Origin of the sequence: Natronorubrum sediminis (assembly GCF_900108095.1) — an archaeon.
Lineage (GTDB): Archaea > Halobacteriota > Halobacteria > Halobacteriales > Natrialbaceae > Natronorubrum > Natronorubrum sediminis.
Map to the genome: position 1 here is coordinate 188,505 of NZ_FNWL01000005.1, position 18,691 is coordinate 207,195.

The 18,691-nt window shown below is 61.1% G+C and carries 19 protein-coding genes; 8 read left to right on the forward strand and 11 right to left on the reverse strand.

What is annotated here, in order from left to right; translation table 11 throughout:
* Positions 1–67: 67 nt before the first annotated feature.
* The 4 genes from BLW62_RS17260 to BLW62_RS17275 all read right to left on the reverse strand — a co-directional run bounded on the left by BLW62_RS17260 (position 68) and on the right by BLW62_RS17275 (position 1,928).
* On the reverse strand, positions 68–352 hold the full coding sequence (locus BLW62_RS17260; RefSeq protein ID WP_090508274.1) for a type II toxin-antitoxin system RelE family toxin: 285 nt from the start codon (positions 350–352) through the stop codon (positions 68–70).
* Positions 345–629: a ribbon-helix-helix domain-containing protein gene (locus tag BLW62_RS17265; RefSeq protein ID WP_090508275.1), complete on the reverse strand. Its 285-nt coding sequence runs from the start codon at positions 627–629 to the stop codon at positions 345–347. Before BLW62_RS17265 ends, BLW62_RS17260 begins: the two co-directional genes overlap by 8 nt.
* A gap of 103 nt (positions 630–732) precedes the next feature.
* Positions 733–1,059 (reverse strand): chorismate mutase, encoded by a 327-nt coding sequence (locus BLW62_RS17270; protein ID WP_076583435.1) that lies wholly within the window; start codon positions 1,057–1,059, stop codon positions 733–735.
* Positions 1,056–1,928, reverse strand: coding sequence for a shikimate kinase (locus BLW62_RS17275; protein ID WP_090508276.1), 873 nt, complete (start codon positions 1,926–1,928; stop codon positions 1,056–1,058). Before BLW62_RS17275 ends, BLW62_RS17270 begins: the two co-directional genes overlap by 4 nt.
* Positions 1,929–2,101: 173 nt before the next feature.
* Between BLW62_RS17275 and BLW62_RS17280 the strand changes: the two genes are divergently transcribed.
* Both BLW62_RS17280 and BLW62_RS17285 read left to right on the forward strand, forming a co-directional pair.
* Entirely contained in the window at positions 2,102–2,614 is a 513-nt protein-coding gene (locus BLW62_RS17280) for a DUF5796 family protein (RefSeq protein WP_090508277.1), read from the forward strand.
* Positions 2,615–2,617: 3 nt separating this feature from the next.
* Positions 2,618–2,863 (forward strand): DUF7508 domain-containing protein, encoded by a 246-nt coding sequence (locus BLW62_RS17285; protein WP_090508278.1) that lies wholly within the window; start codon positions 2,618–2,620, stop codon positions 2,861–2,863.
* A gap of 23 nt (positions 2,864–2,886) precedes the next feature.
* Here BLW62_RS17285 and BLW62_RS19140 read toward each other — a convergent pair whose 3' ends face one another.
* Both BLW62_RS19140 and BLW62_RS17290 read right to left on the reverse strand, forming a co-directional pair.
* Positions 2,887–3,021, reverse strand: coding sequence for a DUF7128 family protein (locus BLW62_RS19140; RefSeq protein ID WP_281246658.1), 135 nt, complete (start codon positions 3,019–3,021; stop codon positions 2,887–2,889).
* A gap of 188 nt (positions 3,022–3,209) precedes the next feature.
* Positions 3,210–4,112: a ribonucleotide-diphosphate reductase subunit beta gene (locus BLW62_RS17290; RefSeq protein ID WP_090508279.1), complete on the reverse strand. Its 903-nt coding sequence runs from the start codon at positions 4,110–4,112 to the stop codon at positions 3,210–3,212.
* Between the two features lie 83 nt (positions 4,113–4,195).
* On the opposite strand from BLW62_RS17290, the gene BLW62_RS17295 reads away from it, so the two are divergent.
* The 3 genes from BLW62_RS17295 to BLW62_RS17305 all read left to right on the forward strand — a co-directional run bounded on the left by BLW62_RS17295 (position 4,196) and on the right by BLW62_RS17305 (position 9,080).
* Positions 4,196–4,831, forward strand: coding sequence for a helix-turn-helix domain-containing protein (locus BLW62_RS17295; RefSeq protein ID WP_090508280.1), 636 nt, complete (start codon positions 4,196–4,198; stop codon positions 4,829–4,831).
* A gap of 62 nt (positions 4,832–4,893) precedes the next feature.
* The gene (locus tag BLW62_RS17300) at positions 4,894–7,116 is read left to right on the forward strand and encodes an AAA family ATPase (RefSeq protein WP_090508281.1); all 2,223 of its coding nucleotides are present in this window, start codon (positions 4,894–4,896) and stop codon (positions 7,114–7,116) included.
* 44 nt (positions 7,117–7,160) lie between these two features.
* Positions 7,161–9,080 (forward strand): DEAD/DEAH box helicase, encoded by a 1,920-nt coding sequence (locus BLW62_RS17305; protein ID WP_090508282.1) that lies wholly within the window; start codon positions 7,161–7,163, stop codon positions 9,078–9,080.
* 38 nt (positions 9,081–9,118) lie between these two features.
* Here the strand turns inward: BLW62_RS17305 and BLW62_RS17310 are convergent, their stop codons facing one another.
* Positions 9,119–9,553 carry a DUF7970 domain-containing protein gene (locus tag BLW62_RS17310; protein WP_090508283.1) on the reverse strand — a complete coding sequence of 145 codons (435 nt, stop codon included), beginning with the start codon at positions 9,551–9,553 and terminating at the stop codon, positions 9,119–9,121.
* Positions 9,546–10,376, reverse strand: a complete 831-nt coding sequence (locus BLW62_RS17315) for a ParA family protein (RefSeq protein WP_090508325.1) — start codon at positions 10,374–10,376, stop codon at positions 9,546–9,548. Before BLW62_RS17315 ends, BLW62_RS17310 begins: the two co-directional genes overlap by 8 nt.
* Positions 10,377–11,632: 1,256 nt before the next feature.
* On the opposite strand from BLW62_RS17315, the gene BLW62_RS17320 reads away from it, so the two are divergent.
* On the forward strand, positions 11,633–13,336 hold the full coding sequence (locus BLW62_RS17320; protein ID WP_175459793.1) for an ATP-binding protein: 1,704 nt from the start codon (positions 11,633–11,635) through the stop codon (positions 13,334–13,336).
* Positions 13,337–13,353: 17 nt separating this feature from the next.
* Here BLW62_RS17320 and BLW62_RS17325 read toward each other — a convergent pair whose 3' ends face one another.
* Positions 13,354–14,463 carry a DegT/DnrJ/EryC1/StrS family aminotransferase gene (locus BLW62_RS17325; RefSeq protein WP_090508284.1) on the reverse strand — a complete coding sequence of 370 codons (1,110 nt, stop codon included), beginning with the start codon at positions 14,461–14,463 and terminating at the stop codon, positions 13,354–13,356.
* Between the two features lie 227 nt (positions 14,464–14,690).
* Between BLW62_RS17325 and BLW62_RS17330 the strand changes: the two genes are divergently transcribed.
* On the forward strand, positions 14,691–16,316 hold the full coding sequence (locus BLW62_RS17330) for an alkaline phosphatase family protein (protein WP_090508285.1): 1,626 nt from the start codon (positions 14,691–14,693) through the stop codon (positions 16,314–16,316).
* A gap of 2 nt (positions 16,317–16,318) precedes the next feature.
* On the forward strand, positions 16,319–17,332 hold the full coding sequence (locus BLW62_RS17335) for a lipid II:glycine glycyltransferase FemX (protein ID WP_076583414.1): 1,014 nt from the start codon (positions 16,319–16,321) through the stop codon (positions 17,330–17,332).
* A 58-nt stretch (positions 17,333–17,390) separates the two neighbouring features.
* Here the strand turns inward: BLW62_RS17335 and BLW62_RS17340 are convergent, their stop codons facing one another.
* Entirely contained in the window at positions 17,391–17,675 is a 285-nt protein-coding gene (locus BLW62_RS17340) for a sigma-70 family RNA polymerase sigma factor (protein WP_090508286.1), read from the reverse strand.
* 658 nt (positions 17,676–18,333) lie between these two features.
* The gene (locus BLW62_RS19045; RefSeq protein WP_076583640.1) at positions 18,334–18,543 is read right to left on the reverse strand and encodes a DUF7563 family protein; all 210 of its coding nucleotides are present in this window, start codon (positions 18,541–18,543) and stop codon (positions 18,334–18,336) included.
* Positions 18,544–18,691: the final 148 nt, after the last annotated feature.

Below are 18,691 nucleotides of genomic sequence, written 5' to 3' on the forward strand. Positions count from 1 at the left end.
AACCTTGTTCAGGTCTTAGACTGATGTTACAGATTTCGCCTACTTTACCGGTTTCTGGTATATCTACTCAGTCGTCGTCAGCGGTATACGCGCCTCCACGACGTTTGATTCGAGCAACGACCATTCGGTACTCGTCTTGATCGAACGTGACCGCGAGACGGAACTCACCAATACGTACCTTACGGCGTGGACTGTTCTGGAGCGGTTCGCCATAGTCCGGTGGGTCTCGCCACGGAGAATCGACGATTTCGTCGAGTTTGTCGATAATGCGTTGCTGCTCGTTCGGATTGAGTGCATCGAGGTCGTCCTGTGCTTTCGATGCGAGTTCCCACGCCCACCCGTCGTCACTCATTCGTGTCGCTAGTGCCGAATCGTTCACGTGCTTCTTCGGCGCTCATCGTCCGTTCTTCACGAACGTCTTCTTCAGCTTTGAGGAGCGCAACGAGTTCATCGCGGTCGAACGTAGGGTGTTCGACGGCATCGCGTAAGGTATACCGAATAAATTCGCTCCGACTGTTGAATCCTCGTCCTTGCCACGTGTCTTCGATCTCGTTGAGAAACGACCGTGTGACTTTGAAGTTTACCGTGACGATCTCGTCGTCGCCGTTGTTTGTGGCCGCTTCGGACATACGCCTGTATTACCTGCGTGTTACTGTAGGTGTTTCGGCGTCCGAACGCTGAAGCTGTTGGCGAGGTGAAACAGTAGTAGATCCGTAAAATTAGTGCCGTTTGCTACCGGTTCTCACGCTGCTCTACTTTGTTCAGTTCGATCAACAGTCGGAAAATCGCCTTGACGAGGTTCGCATCGACGTCGAATTGTTCCGCGTTCGTCCCTGCCCGATCCATCACCTGTTGTTCTTGTGACTCGTCGGTCGTTGGAAGGCCCTGCTCGTCCTTGACCTGTGCTATCGTGTCCGCAACGTACGTTCGTTGGGCGATGAGTTCGACGATCTCGCGATCGATCGATTGAATTTCCTCGCGCAGTTCGTCGAGGGTCATCTCGTCGGGCGTTCGGGCATCCGTTCCACCGTCAGTTGCTGTCTCAGATTCTCGAGTCATCGTACCTGTGTTCCATCGGTTCGTGTTTGCAGTAACCGTGTCGTTCCGTCACGCTCGGCCCAGTCTGTCTGGACCGCCTCGAGCGTCTCTCTGTCACCGACGGCGACGTAACTCGGGCCCGTCCCCGAAAGAGAGACGCCTGCAACGTCGGGGAGCGCGTCGATCATGGGTGCCGTCGAGTACTCGAGTGCACCGCAGAACGCGAAGCCGTTGACGGTCATCGCCTCGCCGTAGCGGCCGTCGAGCGCCAGTTCGGCGACGAGGTCCGCCATCGGTGCAATTTGCTTACACGCCGTGACGTCGGCGTCGGCGCTAAACGACTGGACCGGTGGGGTGTACACCAGTGCGTGCCAGTCGATTTCTTCGTGGGCGAGGAGTTTCTCGGCCGAGTTATCAGTGACCGTCACGCCGCCGAGCATGCTCGCGCTGGCGTCGTCGAACGCACCCGTAACCGTCACACCCGCGTCGCGTGCGGCCTGAACACCGACTCGACACGCCGAAATCCGCTCGACCGCGTCCGCAATCTCGAGTGCGTCGAGCGTCGCGAGCACGGTCGCGTTCGCCGCGGCGCTCGAGCTTTTCAGTCCGGATGCCATCGGGACTTCGCTGTCGGTCTCGACGCGGGCACCGACGGTCGATGGCTCGAGGCCCGCAGTTTCTGCGTACTCCTCAATCGTCAGTTCGACGCAGCGCTCGATGAGCGTCGTGTCGGCCTCGGGTTCGCCAGCGATGGCCGCATCGATGTCTCCATCGTCGGTGAGGTCGACGGTAGCTGTCGTCTCGAGGTCGATCGCGAAGGCAGAGCCCGTTCCGGTCGCGAGTGCGTTCAGAACCGTTCCGGCTGCCGGAGCGACGGCGCGGCCGTCCATACTCGCACACTCTCAAAGCGTCTATTTACGGCTGACGGTCTCGACGACGCTGTGCAGTAGTATTCAAATTCGGACACGAGCGGCTGAGGACGATCAGCGAGTGACACCAATCACTCTCCGTGCCGGACGACAGAACGGACCGTTTTTCCGAGAACCGACCGAATAGCCACCCAATGAGTGCACGCAACAACGTCGCGCCGAGTACGATCGGTGTCGATTTCGTTGAGGGCGGCGTCGTAGTCGAGTACCTCGACGGGCGAGACGTCTTCTATCACGGCCCGCCAAAACCCGTCGAGAACGCGATCAAAACGCCGCCCGGCAAGGAAGTGCACGTGCTCGTCACCGATCCCGACGGCATCGAGGGCGTGATGACCTACGTCAACGACCGAAACACCCACGACGACATCCTCGAGGTGACGGGCGTCGGCCGCGTCATGCTCGAGGGAGACGACGAGGAGGAACTGTTTCCAGGCGTGGCAGTCTCGACTGAGGCGTACTCCATTCGCGTGGAGGCCGACCTCTCGCTCGTCGACGGCCGGGTGTTCGTCTTTGCCGAGGACGAGTTGAGCGAGCACGCGTACGAACTCGTCGAAGACGTCGAGGACGAACGAAACGACGCGAGCGCCGAGGCGAGAAGCACGAAGGCCGGTGAGCACGCCGACGCAGAGACACCGGACGGTGACTAACCGATGCCGCTACAGAAACCGTGGCGCGACCTCGAGCGCGGGACCCTCTCGAGCGTTCCCGATCGACCGGGAATCTACGAATTGGGCGATGGCTCGGGGACGGTGCAGTCAGTGGGTCACGGCGTCCTTCGCGACGAATTGAAGACGGCCATGGCCTACGGCGACGCCGAGTCCGTTCGCTGGGAAGAGACGCACACGCTCGAGCAGGCTAAATCGCTCGCCGACGAGCACCGCGAGCGACTCGAGTAACGTCTGGAGGAGCGGGATCCGATTCACTGAATGTACGTAGGCTCGGAAGCGTCACACCGCTTTTCGTGCTCCGAAGCGTCCGATTTATCGTCGAAGAGGAGTCCGCAGTCCTCACACTCCCACCAGGTACCGTCGTCGCGCTGGCTTTGAGCGACCATATGATAGCATACACCACGAAGGACAAAATGCGTTTCTCCGATCGTGAACACTCCATACCGAGGGCAACGTCACCACGGAAAGTACGGCTCAATAGCCTCCTTCGCACACCGCTGCGTGGATCCCACGACACCTGCCGAACGAGAGAGTCGGAGAAGATCGTTTCGTGGACTCGACTCGAGGAGACGACTCAATCCTCGAGTTCAGTTAGCTCCTCGACGTCGGGAATCTTCTCGCTGGCGGTCGTGATCTGCTTCATTCGCTGCTCGTGCTTGTTGTAGGCGTACTCCGAGAGGTCCGTCGGACTCGGACCCGGCCCATCCGAGGAACTCGCACCGTCGTCGGTCACGAGACTCTTCTGGACCAGGGGGACCAGATCGCCGACCGTTTCGCGCAGGAGATCGGCCTCGACCTCGCCATCGATGACGAGCGATTTGAGCTGTGCCATGCCGAAGCCGACGTGGCGACCCTCGTCGCTGCGGATCAGCTTGAGCCCCTCGACCAATCCCGGAAGGTCGGGCAGTTCGGGCTCGTTCTTCCCGTACGCGAGCGTGAGTCCGTAGTATCCGGTCTGGGCGAGAATTCCCTCGATCGTCAGGTGGTAGTGACAGTGTGCTTTCGCCCGGTTTTCGGGAGAGTCGTCCTCGAGCAGGCGCGCCATCGCCCGTTCGTTTCGCTCGAAGAGTTCGTCGTAGGGCTCGTTGAACCACTTCTCATCACTCGGCGAGGAGAGCGACTGGCCGCGACGCTCTTCTTCGGCGTGGATGACCTCGCGCCAGTATCGATCGAAGAAGTCCGTGTGTTTGGACTCCTCGTAGAGTTGGGTCGTGATGAACATCTGGTCGCCGATATCGTCGAGTGCGACCGCAAGCGGTGCCAGATCCTCGGTCACCGATTCTTCGCCAGCGCCAAACAGCGCGAGCGACTCCTTGAGCGCCTCGAACGCGACATCGTGGAGTTCGGTAATTTCCTCCCGGTCCGTCTCGAGGTCGATTTCGTGGGGGTCCCAGTGTTTCTCGACGGCGTTTCGGTAGTATCGGTGTGGTCGAACGGTGTGATCGAGTTGCATCTTGGGCCGACTGTCAGTTGCCATCGAGTCACAGATACGGCCGACGCGCCGTTGAGGATATCTCTCATACAGTAGGGTGTTTAAGTGAGGGGTGCGACGGGTGTCGTATGGGACTCATCGCGGAGTTTCGCTTGACGTCGCTGGAACTCCCTCTGACGAATGCTGTCGCCGCGGTACCGTCGGTGACGGTCTACATCGAACGAATCCTCGTCGTCGATCCCGACCGGCCCGTCGCCGTTTGTCGCGTCGTCGACGATCACGACGACGAATTTCGGGACGCAGTTACAGCCGATCCCACAGTCGCCGACGCCGTTGCCATCGACGATGCGGACGAACACGCCCGTTATCGAATCGAACTCCGTGACCCGCCGGTTCCAATCTACCGCAAGTACATCGAACTCGGCACCATTCCGCTTGGCGGCATCGTCACCGTCGACGGCTGGTGGGCTCGTGCCCGATTCCCCGACCGGGACGCACTCGCCGCCTACCGAGAGTTCTGTCTCGAGCGAGGCGCGACGTTCCACCTCGAGCGACTGACTCGAGAGTCCGCTGCCGACGATCCGCCGTTTTCGCTCACGAACGAGCAGTACGATGCACTCGTCGCCGCCCGGGATATCGGCTACTTCGAAGTCCCTCGCGCAGCGTCGACGGAAGCTGTCGGCGAGCAACTGGGGATATCCGGCCCGTCAGCGTCCGAACGCATCCGGCGTGGAATCGACCGATTGCTCGAGAACGCGTTGTAACCGCACGGTCGGAGGCTGCTGGCAGGACAATTCTCAAGGTGGCTCACACGAAAGGAACGCGTATGAGTCAGGCGGATTCGGACGGCGTGTCGCTGACTGTTCGTGCTGCTGAAAAGCGAGACGCCGGGCGAGGTGTCGCGCGAATCCCGGAGTTAGCGCGTCGACAACTCGGCGTGTTGAGCGGCGATACGGTCGTCATCGACGGCGAAAAGGCGACCGTCGCGAAGATGTGGCCCGCGGATTCCGCCGTCCCTGAAAACGTCATCCAGATCGATGGCGACACGCGTGCGAATGCCGGCGCACACGTCGGCGATACGGTCACCGTTCGCACGAAGGATACGTCGACCATCGCCGAAGCGCGACGGGTCACGCTCGTCCCCCCGCCGACGTTCACCGCGAATCAACAACAGATCGCCGAACGAAAAGCCGCCAAAACCCTGCGGAATCGGCCGGTTCGAGCCGGCGAGCAGATCCGTCTCGAGGGACTCGGCCAGGAACCGTTCAAGGTCACCGACACTGACCCGGACGGCGACGTTCGCATCACCAGCACGACGACGATCAGAATTGCCGGCACCGCCTCGAGCGGGGGCCGGAAGTCGGGGACCGGAAGCGCGTCGGCGAACCAGTCCTCGAGCGACACCGACTCGTCGTCGACAGCTGATCCACGTCCGTCGACGACCACCGAAACGGAACCCGCCTCCGGCGTCACGTACGAGGATATCGGCGGCCTCGACGAGGAACTCGAACTCGTCAGAGAGATGATCGAACTGCCGCTTTCGGAGCCCGAACTCTTCCAGCGTCTGGGCGTCGAGCCGCCCTCCGGCGTCTTGTTGTACGGCCCGCCCGGAACCGGGAAGACCCTGATCGCTCGAGCGGTCGCCAACGAGGTCGACGCCCACTTCGAGACGATCTCCGGCCCGGAGATCATGTCGAAGTACAAGGGTGAGTCCGAAGAACGCCTGCGAGAGGTCTTCGAGACGGCCGAAGACAACGCCCCAACGATCATCTTCTTCGACGAGATCGACTCCATTGCGGGCGCTCGAAACGACGAGGGCGACGCCGAGAACCGGATTGTCGGGCAGTTGCTGACGCTGATGGACGGTCTCGACGCGCGCGGCGAGGTGATCGTCATCGGTGCGACGAATCGCGTCGACTCGATCGATCCGGCACTCCGACGGGGCGGACGCTTCGACCGCGAGATTCAGATCGGCGTCCCCGACGTCGACGGCCGAACGGAGATTCTCGAGGTCCACACCCGCGGGATGCCGCTCGCGGACGACGTCAGCACCGAGAAAATCGCGCGCCGAACGCACGGCTTCGTCGGGGCGGACTTAGACGCCGTGGCGAGCGAGGCGGCGATGGCCGCGATCCGTGCTCGGCCAACCGACGCCGACGAGCGCGACGAGTGGAACCGGGATCCGACGGTGACGAAACGCCACTTCGACAGCGCGCTCGCGTCCGTCGAACCTTCGGCGATGCGCGAGTACGTCGCCGAGTCGCCGAACACGGACTTCGACGCCGTCGGCGGACTCGAGGACGCAAAGCAGATTCTCCGTGAGTCCGTCGAGTGGCCCCTCACCTACGACCGACTCTTCGAAGAGACGAACACCGAACCGCCCTCCGGCGTGTTGTTACATGGTCCACCCGGCACCGGGAAGACGCTCCTCGCTCGAGCGCTCGCGGGCGAGACCGACGTCAACTTCGTCCGCGTCGACGGGCCCGAAATCGTCGATCGGTACGTCGGCGAGAGCGAGAAGGCGATTCGGGAGGTGTTCGAGCGGGCTCGACAGGCCGCCCCCTCCATCGTCTTCTTCGACGAAATCGACGCCATCACGTCGGCTCGAGGCGACGGCAACGAGGTCACCGAACGCGTCGTCTCACAGCTCCTGACCGAACTCGACGGCATGCGAGAGAATCCGAACCTGGTCGTGCTCGCCGCGACGAATCGCAAAGACCAGATCGACCCCGCTCTGCTCCGGCCGGGCCGACTCGACACCCACGTGCTCGTCCCCGAACCCGGGCAAAAAGCTCGAGAAAAGATCCTCGAGGTCCACACCCGCGGAAAACCACTGGACGACGAGATCGACGTCGAAGAATTGGCCGCCGAACTCGAGGGCTACACCGGAGCCGACCTCGAGGCGCTGGTGCGAACCGCCTCGATGAAGGCGATTCGGGAAGTCGCGGACGAGTACGACCCCGAGACGGCGAACGAGAAAGCCGGGGAAGTGGTCATCGAACGCCGGCACCTCGAAGCGGCTCGAGCGAACGGGAAACCGACGCAGTAGGACGAACGAAATCGGTTTACCCACACCACCGTTAGCCACGAGCAGTGACCGACGAGAGTGCCGACGAGTCCCCGAAGCAGCCGCTGAGCGAGTCACAGGAGCAACCGACCGACGAGTCGGCTGACGACGAAAGCGCAGCCGACACGTTCTCGCTCGCGGATTTTCACGACGCCTCCCAGGAAGCCGAACGGCCCGTCCTCACCGCCGCGGCCGCCGCTCGAGCGCTGGATATCACGCAGGACGACGCTCGTGAAGGGCTCGAGGCGTTAACTGAGCGAGGTGACGTCGAGCGGTTGTCCGTCGAACCCGATCCGGTCGTCTGGTACCCGAGCGAACTCGAGGATCTGACCGACCGAGAACGCGTCGTCGTCTTCCCGAAGCGACGCGAGGTGATCGTGGATCGGCCCGACCAGTTCACTCGCGCACAGTTAGCGCAGTTCGCACACCTCGCGGATGGGAACGGCGAACAGGGATATCGATACGTCCTTCGAGCCGAGGACATCTGGCAGGCGCCCCACGACACGTTCGAGGGGCTCTGTCGAACGATGCGCCAGGCGTTAGGCCAGCGATCCGACCCACTCGAGGAGTGGGTCGAGAGCCAGTGGGATCGCGCCCACCAGTTCCGGCTGACGACCCACGAGGACGGCTACACCGTACTCGAGGCCAAGAGCCCCGAAGTGATGGGCAACGTCGCACGCCAAAAGCTGGACGAAGAGCACGTTCACGCGCCAATTTCGGATACCGAGGACTGGGTTCGTGAGGGAGCCGAAGCCGCGATCAAACGGCTGCTCTACGAGGCCGGCTATCCGGTGCAAGATCACCGGGAACTCGAGTCCGGCGAGGACCTCTCGATCGATCTCGAGATCGAGTTACGCGGGTACCAGCAAACGTGGATCGATCGATTCGCGGAGAGCGGCGAAGGAGTCTTCGTCGGCCCGCCCGGAAGCGGAAAAACGGTCGCCGCGATGGGTGCCATGGCCCACGTCGGTGGCGAGACGCTCGTCCTCGTCCCCAGTCGCGACCTGGTCCGCCAGTGGGCCGACGCCGTCGTCGAGTACACCTCGCTCGAACCCGAGCAGGTCGGGCAGTACCACGGCGGGCGAAAAGAGGTTCGGCCGGTGACGATCGCAACGTACCAGATCGCCGGCATGGACCGCCACCGTTCGCTGTTCGACGACCGACAGTGGGGCCTCGTCATCTTCGACGAGTGCCAACACGTTCCCTCGGACGTCTACCGACGGAGTACCCACCTGCAGTCGCGCCACCGTCTCGGCCTCTCGGCCAGCCCGATTCGCGAAGACGACCGACAGACCGAGATCTTCACGCTCGTCGGGCCGCCGATCGGCACCGACTGGGAGGCCCTCTTCGACGCCGGATTCGTCGCCGAACCCGAACTCGAGATCCGCTACGTCCCGTGGGGCGACGACGAACAGCGAAACGCCTACACCTCCGCCGACGGGCGAGAGCGGTATCGGATCGCCGCGAAAAACCGCGGCAAGATCGACGACGTGCGTTATCTCCTCTCGGCACATCCAGACGCCAGGGCGCTCGTCTTCGTCGACTACCTCGAGCAAGGCCGTGAACTCGCGGCTGCACTGGACGTTCCGTTCCTCAGCGGCGAAACGCCACACCACGAGCGTCGACGCCGACTCGAGGAGTTCCGGACGAACGAACGCGACTTGCTCGTGATCTCACGAATTGGTGACGAGGGGATCGACCTCCCGACGGCCGACCTCGCCATCGTCGCCTCCGGACTCGGTGGCTCTCGACGACAGGGGACCCAGCGTGCCGGACGAACGATGCGCCCCGCCGGTGGCGCGCTCGTGTACGTACTCGCGACGCGAGGGACGCGAGAAGAGGACTTCGCGCGCAAGCAACTCCAGCACCTCGGTCGCAAGGGGTTGACGGTCCGCGAGCAAACGCTCGAGACGACGGAATCCGAATCGGCAGAAAAAGGGGAGTAACCGTCACGAACGCGTCGCCGTCGACGACGCGTATCCACCTACTCGTCTCGAGCGTCGAGAATCTCCTCGATCAGCCCGTCCGTATCCGCGGCTGCGTACCGGAATACGGCATCGTAGAACTCCCGGCCGGTCAGGTTCCGAACGTCGTGTTGGGTTCGCAGTTGCGCGTCGACGAGCGCGCGGGCGTCCTCGAGTTCCTCGAGGGTTTCTGGGCGCACGTAGACGGTCTTCTTCTTGGTCGCGTCGAAGGGGAACGCGCTCGGATCACTCGAATCGCTCGAATCGCTTGAATTCGCACCCTCGTCTGCAGTGTCGGCGTCGTCAGCGGAATCGTACTCGACCGTTTCCGAAGTAGATTCACTGCTCGAGTCGTCACCCGACGGTTCGGTTGCCGATTCCGCTTCGAGGTTCTCACTCGAGTCCTCGTCATCGACCGCCTCGCCCAAACCGGCGAAGCGGTTGTCCTCAGGCATCGCCGACACCTCCGCGTTCGACGACCGCCGCCAGTTCGTCGAGGCGGTCCAACATATCGCTCTCCGAGTCGTGTGCGGCGAGTGGAACGCCTTCACGCCACGCGCGTCGGAACGCGATTCGTTCGCGTATTCCGGGTCCGGGTGAGTCCGGGTCGTCGAAGTGCGCCGAGCGAGCGAACTGTGGCAAGAACTCGCTGAACTGCGAGTCCTCGAGGTCACCGATGATCCGCTTTTCCTCGTTGTCGCCGGCCAGCGAGTTCGGAACGATCGCGAGGATATCGAGATCGATCTCCTTGCGAATCGGGCCGATCTGTTGGGTATACATCCGTTCGAAGCCGCTGACACTCGGTTCGCTCATCCGCAAGGGGACGATGACGTTTTGCGTCGAAATCAACGACGCGTCAGCCAGCGGCCCGAGGTTCGGTGGCGAGTCGACGACGACGTAATCGTACTCGTCGCCGAGAACGGGATCGATGATCTCGTTTCTGATCCACAACTCGCCGAACGTCGCACTCCGGATGCTGTTCTCGACACTATCGAGGTCCTCGTGGGCCGGCAAGACGTCGAACGAGTCGACGGCATAGATGACGTCCTCGAGCGCCGTCTCGGTTCCGTCCTCGAGCACGTCGCCGATGTGCTGGGAGGCCGTGTACGCATCGCTCAGGCCGACACCCTCGGTTGCGTTACCCTGTTGGTCGAGATCGACGAGCAAGACGTCGTTCGATCGGTTTGCGAGTCGTTCGGCGAGATTGATCGCGAGCGTCGTTTTGCCAACGCCGCCTTTCTGAAGGGCGACGCTGACGGCACGTGGGGTCGTTGTCATTGCTGAGAACACCTCTGTCGCCGTCTCCACTGACGCGACCGGTGCAGGCGAAACTGCGTACACGTCCGAGACGGTTTCGAACGTGTTCGAAGCCCACACTGGCCACACTGCCCGAGACGTCTACACTGTGTACACCGTTTCAGCGGTCCACACCGTCTGCGCGGTTCGAGCGGTGTGGGAGGCTCAGACGATCCACGAGTAGGCTGGGGTCCGGCCAACGGTAGATGGTTGGGCGAGTTGGACCGTCCAACGCGTGTGAACGGTTCGAACTTCGCACGCCGTTCGAGCTGTGTACACAGTGTACAAGTTCTACACGGTGTAGAATGTGTGCAACGGTTCCAACTACGATCCGGGTGGGATCTGGTCGTCCAAATACGGTGACGTGAGCCCGCATACCATCTTCGCTGTGTACACAGTGTGAACATCGTTCGGTAGTCGCTAGATTGTGAGCGCGTGGACACGGCGAGTGTCACGTCTATCATCCGACCATCGTGACTTAACAGTAGCGGAACGTTTACACATTTCACACATTCCACACAGTTCACCGAGGAGTAGGCCGAGGGAGTGTTTAGACAGTGTACAATGTGTGAACTGTTTGGACTACGGTCGTACGAAGGAGCGTGAGCCTCGAGAGAATCGAAGACAGCCTACAGCGTTTAGAATGTTTGAGCAGTTCACACAGTGTGGGCCGTTTTCGAGGTTGACAACGTCCAAAGCGTGGGGACAGTGAAAACGGTTCGGTGCTCGAGCCCACCCCAATCAATACGTTGCCCACCCGATCCAACTATACAGTGTACACCGTTCAAACGGTGTGGGCATTTCTCGAAGTGTGCACCCTGTAGACGGTGCAGACGGTATCCACTGTACACGAATCGTACAATGTCGATACAGTGTGAGTGACTCAAGTCGCGTACACAGCAACAGTAGTTGCCACAGTGCACACAGTGTACACAGTTTGAATCGTGTGGATAATGGGCACTGTGTAAACAGTCTGCTCGAACGAGGGGCGAGACGAGAAACGTACTCGAGTCGAGTGACTCACAATCACAGCCGCGGAACCGTCTGGAATGTAGTGACGGTGTGGGCGGTGTAAACGGTATGAACATTCTACACAGTGTGGACAGTAACGTTGGAACGCACCGCAAATCGATTGCAGACGCCCGAAATTGATCACGACTCGAGGCCAATATTCAAGGTCCAGTATTCGAAGAGTACGTATATATGATCATATCGCACGCGGAACGAGAGGTGAGTCGGTGAGCGACCAGCGGGAAATCCTCGTCGGCGAGACGGCCGACAGTTCGGATCTTCAACTTCCAGTCGTCGAACTTCTGACTGGCCGCGGATTCGTTACCGGGAAATCTGGTTCCGGGAAGTCCAACACGGCGTCGGTGATCGCCGAAGAGTTGCTCGAGGCGGGATTTCCACTTCTCATCGTCGACACGGACGGCGAGTACTACGGGCTAAAAGAGGAGTACGAGATGCTCCACGCGGGAGCCGACGAAGAGTGTGACATCCAGATCGGCCCGGAACACGCCGAACAGATGGCGACGCTGGCACTCGAGGAAAACGTTCCCGTCATCCTCGACGTGTCGGGGTACCTCGACGAAGACGTCGCAGACGAACTGCTCCGGAAGATCGCCCGGCAGTTGTTCGTCAAAGAAAAGAAGATGAAAAAGCCGTTTCTCCTAGTCGTCGAGGAAGTCCACGAGTACATTCCGGAGGGTGGGGGCGTCGGCGAAACGGGGAATTTGCTGATCAAAATCAGTAAGCGCGGACGCAAACACGGGCTGGGAATTCTCGGCATCAGTCAGCGCCCGGCGGACGTCAAGAAGGATTTCATCACCCAGGCGAACTGGCTCGTCTGGCACCGGCTGACGTGGGACAACGACACGAAAGTCGTCGGCCGAATCATCGATACCGAGTACTCCGAACTCGTTTCGGATCTCAACGACGGACAGGCGTTCGTCCAGACGGACTGGACCGAGCGGGACGTGCGAAAGGTCCAGTTCCGGCGCAAGCGAACGTTCGACGCCGGTGCGACACCCGGACTCGACGACTTCGAGCGGCCGGAACTCAAGTCGGTCTCCGATGCACTCGTCGGTGACCTCCAGCACATCTCCGAACGAAAGGAACGCGAGGAAAATCGGGTCGTCGAACTCGAGAACGAACTCGAGAAGAAAGAAAAACGGATCGAGACCCTCGAGGACGAACTCGAGTCGGCACGGGACGTCTCCAGTGCGGCGAAGCAGATGGCAGACGCGCTGACGCGAAAGGAGACGATGCAGACCAAACTCGGTGGTGGCGGGAACGACGAAGAGATGCGTCGGTTGCACGAGGAGATCGTCGACCTCGAGACCGAGCGAGACGAACTCGCAGAGACGGTCGAAGCGCGCGAGGAGCGAATCGAAACGCTCGAACAGACGCTCGAGTCTCGAACGGACGCGGTGGAACGACTCCGCGAGGCGAACGACCACTTACAAGATCGCGTGCGCGACCTCACGCACAAACGCGAGCGCAGCGAGCAGGTGGCGAACGCCGAGACGGACGGGGCCGAGTCGGAGATCGTGTTGGCAGATGGCGACGACATCGAATTCGGGTACACGTCGGTCGAGCCCCAATCGAGCGCGGACGACCCCGAGGAGATCACCACTGCGACGCCACCGGAACCACCCGAAGCGGTCTTCGAAGGCGAGTGGATCGACGAGACGCTCGATCGAGTGGCCGATCAATCGCAGTGTTCGGTGACGACGGCTCGCCGGGCGCTCGTCGTGTTGGCTCGAGAGGATCCACTCGAGTCGAAAACGGTCGCCAGTGCGGTCGGTCGATCGACGGTTGCAGTCCAGGGGATGCTCTCTGAGTTGCGAACCGAAGGGCTACTCGATCGGCCGGCGGAACGAACCTACACGCTCAGTACGGACGTTCGGTCGAAACTGCACACGATGGCGAGCGAGGAGTAACGCTGGGATGCGAACGACTAGTGCAACTGTTCACCGACGACGTCGATCGACGTCGGATCGATGTGCTGGTGGACGGGAAGGACCACGACCTCACTGGCGAGTCGAGATGACAGTTCGTAGGTGGGGTCGTTTTCGACGGTACTCGAGAGTCGCGGCCAGGTGTGTGCGCCACCGACGCCGGCTTGCTCGAGCGTGTCGAGGAGTTCTTGTGGGTTCGGCGTTCGAACCGGGAACACCTGCGGGCAGAGTCCATCTGAAAGCGACTCGAAGAGGACGTCGACGTCGGATCGGTGATCGAACAGTCGGAGCCAGGCCCGGTAGTTCGCCCGCCGAGAAGCGCGGATCGAGTCGGGGTTCGCCTTCTCGATGACGCGTGCCGAGAGTTTCGACATGGTCGTTTTGCTGGCTTCGTAGCGGGCGCTCGGATTCGGACTGACCGACGAGTGACCCGCGACGAGCGTATCGACCGACCGTCGCACGACGGTGCTCTTATTGAGCAAATCGAGTGCGAACGACTTGGCGATGAACTGGTAGTCGGACAACCGAAACGTCTCGGAAACGCCAGCGAGCGAGGACGGTTCGAGCGCGTCGGCGACGGCGTCGGTATTACAGTAGAGCACCGAACCGTTCGGAATCGGGAGGATCTTCCAGAGACTCGTGATGCCGAGGTCGCCGCGAGTACCGAGTAATGTTCCATTGTCGACGCTCAGCGGCGCGTGGGCGTTGTCGTCGATGTGATAGCAGTCGTACTCTTCGAGCAACGCGGTGAACTCCTCGAGTCCCGGTTGTGGGAACCCGAAGTAGTTGACCGACATGACTGCGGCCGTCTCGTCGTCGAGGCGCCGTTCGACGTCGGCAAGATTCGGTGCGAGGGTTTCCTCGAGTCGGTAGTATCTGATCTCGAGGCCGAGTTCCTGAAACGGCTCGCAAACGGCGTCTGGAAGGTACGCCGGGATGAGCACGTTTTCGCCGGGTTCGACGAGTCCGGCGAGTCCGTCGCGGAGGGCAGACTTCCCAGAGCCGTAGGGCGTCATCGCGTTCGCGTGGTGGTTGAGGAAGGACTCGATACCGGCCGGTCGGGGCTCAGAAAGCGACCAGACGAACAACGATGGGCTCTCACTGATCATCTGTGTACCATCCACGAGAGTATGTGTCTACCAACACAGTTTCCGGATCGAGAACTAGACGAAGAGGGGTTTAGTGATTTGGACGTTACTGGTGGTTGGACGGGCGAAAGGCAATGATTACTGATAACGGGTAGGTGTCGCTTTTGTTCGGCAACACAACGACAGTCACGGCTTACATGAAAACAACAGTCAAATAACAAAAACGGGGTGGGATGTCATAGACGTGTATGGACGATTCGACGGACGACAGAGACATGCAATTACTGGTAATTGGACTCGATGCTGGCTGCCGGTCGATTCTCGACCCGCTGTGTGAAGACGGGAAGATTCCAACGCTGGCGGACCTCATCGACCGAGGGACCAGCGGCCCGCTCGAGTCACAGATCCCACCGTGGACGGGCAGCGCCTGGCCGTCGATGTACACGGGGAAGAACCCCGGCAAACACGGCGTGTACGATTTTCTCTCTTTCGACGGCTACGAGTGGGACGTGGTGAACGCGACCTACGTTCGAGAACGACCGGTCTGGGAATTATTGAGCGAGCACGGCCTCTCGAGCGTCGTCGTCAACGTGCCGGTGACGCACCCGCCCCGGGAGTTCAACGGGGCCCTCATTCCGGGGATGACCGCGCCGGAAGACCCACCGTGTCACCCTGAGGGGATCCTGGAGGACGTCAAACTTGCGTGCGACGACTACCACGTCTACCCACAGAGTACGGACGCGCCGGAGCAATCCATCGAGGGCTACGAACGGACGATCGAGTGCCGAGGTGAGGCGTTTCAGTACCTCTGCCGGCGGGAGAATCCCGACTTCGGTTTCGTGCAGTTCCAGCAGACGGACACCGTGTTCCACGAGCGACCGGGTGACAAAGCGGCGATCGAAGCCGTCTATCAGGCCGTCGACGAACAGGTGGCAGATATCCTCGAGACGACCGATCCGAAGAACGTGCTCGTCGTCAGCGACCACGGAATGGGCAAAATCACGGGAACGGAGTTCCGCGTCAACGAGTTCCTGCGGGATCACGGCTACCTCGAGGCCAAGAAAGGCGGTGAGGGGATGCCCAACTGGTCGAAATCCTGGGAGAACGACCTCCTCGAGGGAGAAGACGCCGGCAATCACGACGATGGTTCCCTCGCGACCGTCATGAACGTCGCCGCGAAGGCTGGGATCACGACTCAGCGAATCGCGAACGCACTCGATACGGTCGGACTCAAGGAACCGATCGGGAGACGGGTGCCCAACGAGATGATTCGTGCGGCGAGCGAGCAAGTCGACTTTCCGGAGTCGAAAGCCTACGTTCGCTCGAAGAGCGAACTCGGCATCAGAATCAATCTCGAGGGGCGAGAGCCAAACGGGCAGGTGGCATCCGCTGAGTACGACGAGGTTCGCCAGGAACTCATCGACTTGCTCTCGGACGTGACGACGCCCGACGGCGAGGCGATGTTCGAGGTCGTCGCACCACGGGAACTGTACTTCGACGGACCACATCTCGAGGACGCCCCGGATATTCTCACCGTCCCGGACGACTTCGACAACGCGATCGTCGCCGACGTCGGGATGGACCACTTCGGCGAGCCGATGGAGCCCTGGAACCACAAGCAAACCGGGTTCGTCGCGGCGACGGGTGAGGACTTCGAGGAGGGGGTCCCGCTCGAGGAGGCGACAATTTTCGACGTCGCACCGACGATCTGTACGTTGTTCGACGTGCCGATCGACGTCGAAATGGACGGCATTCCACTGCCAGTCGTCGAAGGGAGTACGGAGGAATCGTATCCGGATTACGAACCGGACCCGATCAGTGTGACCGACGACGACGCGGTCGAGGACCGGCTTTCCGATCTGGGGTATCTCTAACGATGGCTATCGAAGTGACGACACTCGATCCACGAACCGACGCAGACGAGTGGAACCGCTACGTCGAGCGATCAGCTGGAACGAACCCGTTCTTTCGGGCGGAAGCACTGCGGCTTCAGGCGGATGATACGGGATCCGACGTCCACCTGCTGGCCGGCTTCAAAGGCCAGGAATCCGTCGGACTGTTTCCGGTCTTCGAATACGCGAAGGGGCCGATTACCGGCGTCTTCTCGCCAGCGCCACACTCGTGGTCGTGTTATCTCGGCCCGGCGATGGTCAACGTCGACAAACTCAAACAGCGAAAGGCCGACCGACGAACGAAACGGTTTCTCGACGGCTGTCTCGAGTGGATCGATCGCGAGATTTCGCCGCTGTACACGAAGTTCGTCGCCTCGGCGGAGTTCGACGACGTTCGGCCGTTCATCTGGAACGGCTACGACGTGAAACCGGGGTACACGTACATCGTCGACCTCGAGGGGTCCGAGGAGGACCTCTTGAATCGTTTCAGCAGTGACGCGCGGAGCAACGTGCGCAACGCCGACGAAGACGCCTACGTGATCGAAGAAGGAACGAACGACGATGTCGAACGGATCGTCGAACAGGTGGCAAATCGGTACGAAAGCCAGGGCCAATCGTTCAGACTGACGCCGGAGTTCGCCCGCTCGGTGCACGAGCAACTCCCCGACGGCGCGATCCGACCGTACGTTTGCCGCGTCGACGGCGAGTTCCTCGGTGGGATTCTCATCGCCGAATCGAAGACGACACGCTATCGCTGGCAGGGTGGCGTCAAGCCCGACACCGAAGTCGACTTGCCGATCAACGACCTCCTCGACTGGCACGCGATGCGAGACGGGCTACGGGACGGCCTCGAGACGTACGATCTCGTCGGGGCCGGCGTCCCGAGCATCAATCGCTACAAGGCGAAGTTCAACCCGCGACTCGAGACGCACTACGAAATTACGTCGGGAGCGTTCGGGGTGGACTTCCTCGTCGATCAGTATCAAAAACACCGCTAGCGTCGAGAACTGGCGGCGAGAAACGTACTCCGAGCGTCCCAAGTTCGTCGTCGCAGTCTTACTCGTCGATACGATACTTCGACTGGCGAGCGTCGGCCAGCGAAACCCGACTGGCGACGAGGGCTTCGCTCTCGAGTTTGCCGAGTGCGTAACGGACGGTCCGCGGGCAGAGGCGGGACTCGGTTGCGATCTCCTCTTGGGTCATCGAGCCCTCGTACTCGAGGACCTTATAGACCAGTTTCGAACTCGGCGGAAGCTCGGATAACGGAGTTGGGTCGGCTGCGTCGGTGGCCTCCCCATCCGCGTCTGTCTCGAGTTCGGAGTCGGATCCGGTTGCGCTCATCGGCCACCTCCGTGACTCCCACCGCCGATACGTGAGGGTGGAGAACGGGTCGGTAGACGCCGCGTCGATGCTGGTGACCGTCGGTGCTGCTCGCTCGAGGACGGATCGCGCTGGGACAACGTCGCTGTAAGCATTCTCGCGGGTGACTATGTGAGCGGTTCGTATATACGATGTCGACAGTTCAACGAAATAGGACGTGACTAACGCGACTTCACCAGCCGTCTACGGGTGAAGGAACGGGGAGAAGATTGTACTGAATGGGGAAGGAGTGAGCTCGAGGCGAGCAGACGCGGACTCGAGACGGGGCGGGTCGGGTTAGGGGGATTGGGATCGGTTGGGCCGTTTGGTATCAGGGTACAGTAAGTGGCCAACGAGAGAACCAAGTGGGGACTGGCGAGTGGACTCGCACGGGCCCCGATTAGTTCACCGGTGGGAGCAGCCACCGGAGAAGCGACGGAGTGGAGGTGACGACGCTGGCAAACGGAGTTGCTACCGTCCGAACGACCGCGAGGGACGGAGACGAGCGGTCGCCGGCATGGGAGAGCAGCGTCGTCGTAATCGCGAAGCGGGACCGACGACACGTATTCGCGGATTACCAGCGTCGGCGGGATCGATCACAGCGGTGTCACGTCAGGGACTCTGTACTGTCAGGAGGACGCTATCGGGATTCCTTCGGGATGAAATCGGACGTTTTCATCTCTCGGTACGTCGCACAGTCGGGGCAGGCGTGGACCACGTCACGATTGTCGCCGAACACGCGGGAAAATTGTCGGGTGACCTGGTTCCCACAGTTGACACAGCGTGGGGAGGTCGTTTGTTGGCCAGACATCATCGGCGTCCACTTCGCGTCGGTTGGTTCCGTCGACATCATCAATTCGTAACCACAGAAGGGTATTTACTATAGACCGCATAATCTGCTTCCGGCCGGATTCGTTCTTGCCTCGAGTGTGAGTAGCAGGTGATAAAAACGAAATCGAGAATGACCGCGTTACCCCCACGATCTGCGGAAATTCAAT

Excerpts from the sequence above, each read along its gene's own strand:
- BLW62_RS17260 (WP_090508274.1), bottom strand. The coding sequence starts at position 352 with ATGAGTGACGACGGGTGGGCGTGGGAACTCGCATCGAAAGCACAGGAC.
- BLW62_RS17265 (WP_090508275.1), bottom strand. The coding sequence starts at position 629 with ATGTCCGAAGCGGCCACAAACAACGGCGACGACGAGATCGTCACGGTA.
- BLW62_RS17270 (WP_076583435.1), bottom strand. The coding sequence starts at position 1,059 with ATGACTCGAGAATCTGAGACAGCAACTGACGGTGGAACGGATGCCCGA.
- BLW62_RS17275 (WP_090508276.1), bottom strand. The coding sequence starts at position 1,928 with ATGGACGGCCGCGCCGTCGCTCCGGCAGCCGGAACGGTTCTGAACGCA.
- BLW62_RS17280 (WP_090508277.1), top strand. The coding sequence starts at position 2,102 with ATGAGTGCACGCAACAACGTCGCGCCGAGTACGATCGGTGTCGATTTC.
- BLW62_RS17285 (WP_090508278.1), top strand. The coding sequence starts at position 2,618 with ATGCCGCTACAGAAACCGTGGCGCGACCTCGAGCGCGGGACCCTCTCG.
- BLW62_RS19140 (WP_281246658.1), bottom strand. The coding sequence starts at position 3,021 with ATGGTCGCTCAAAGCCAGCGCGACGACGGTACCTGGTGGGAGTGTGAG.
- BLW62_RS17290 (WP_090508279.1), bottom strand. The coding sequence starts at position 4,112 with ATGGCAACTGACAGTCGGCCCAAGATGCAACTCGATCACACCGTTCGA.
- BLW62_RS17295 (WP_090508280.1), top strand. The coding sequence starts at position 4,196 with ATGGGACTCATCGCGGAGTTTCGCTTGACGTCGCTGGAACTCCCTCTG.
- BLW62_RS17300 (WP_090508281.1), top strand. The coding sequence starts at position 4,894 with ATGAGTCAGGCGGATTCGGACGGCGTGTCGCTGACTGTTCGTGCTGCT.
- BLW62_RS17310 (WP_090508283.1), bottom strand. The coding sequence starts at position 9,553 with ATGCCTGAGGACAACCGCTTCGCCGGTTTGGGCGAGGCGGTCGATGAC.
- BLW62_RS17315 (WP_090508325.1), bottom strand. The coding sequence starts at position 10,376 with ATGACAACGACCCCACGTGCCGTCAGCGTCGCCCTTCAGAAAGGCGGC.
- BLW62_RS17325 (WP_090508284.1), bottom strand. The coding sequence starts at position 14,463 with ATGATCAGTGAGAGCCCATCGTTGTTCGTCTGGTCGCTTTCTGAGCCC.
- BLW62_RS17330 (WP_090508285.1), top strand. The coding sequence starts at position 14,691 with ATGGACGATTCGACGGACGACAGAGACATGCAATTACTGGTAATTGGA.
- BLW62_RS17335 (WP_076583414.1), top strand. The coding sequence starts at position 16,319 with ATGGCTATCGAAGTGACGACACTCGATCCACGAACCGACGCAGACGAG.
- BLW62_RS17340 (WP_090508286.1), bottom strand. The coding sequence starts at position 17,675 with ATGAGCGCAACCGGATCCGACTCCGAACTCGAGACAGACGCGGATGGG.
- BLW62_RS19045 (WP_076583640.1), bottom strand. The coding sequence starts at position 18,543 with ATGTCGACGGAACCAACCGACGCGAAGTGGACGCCGATGATGTCTGGC.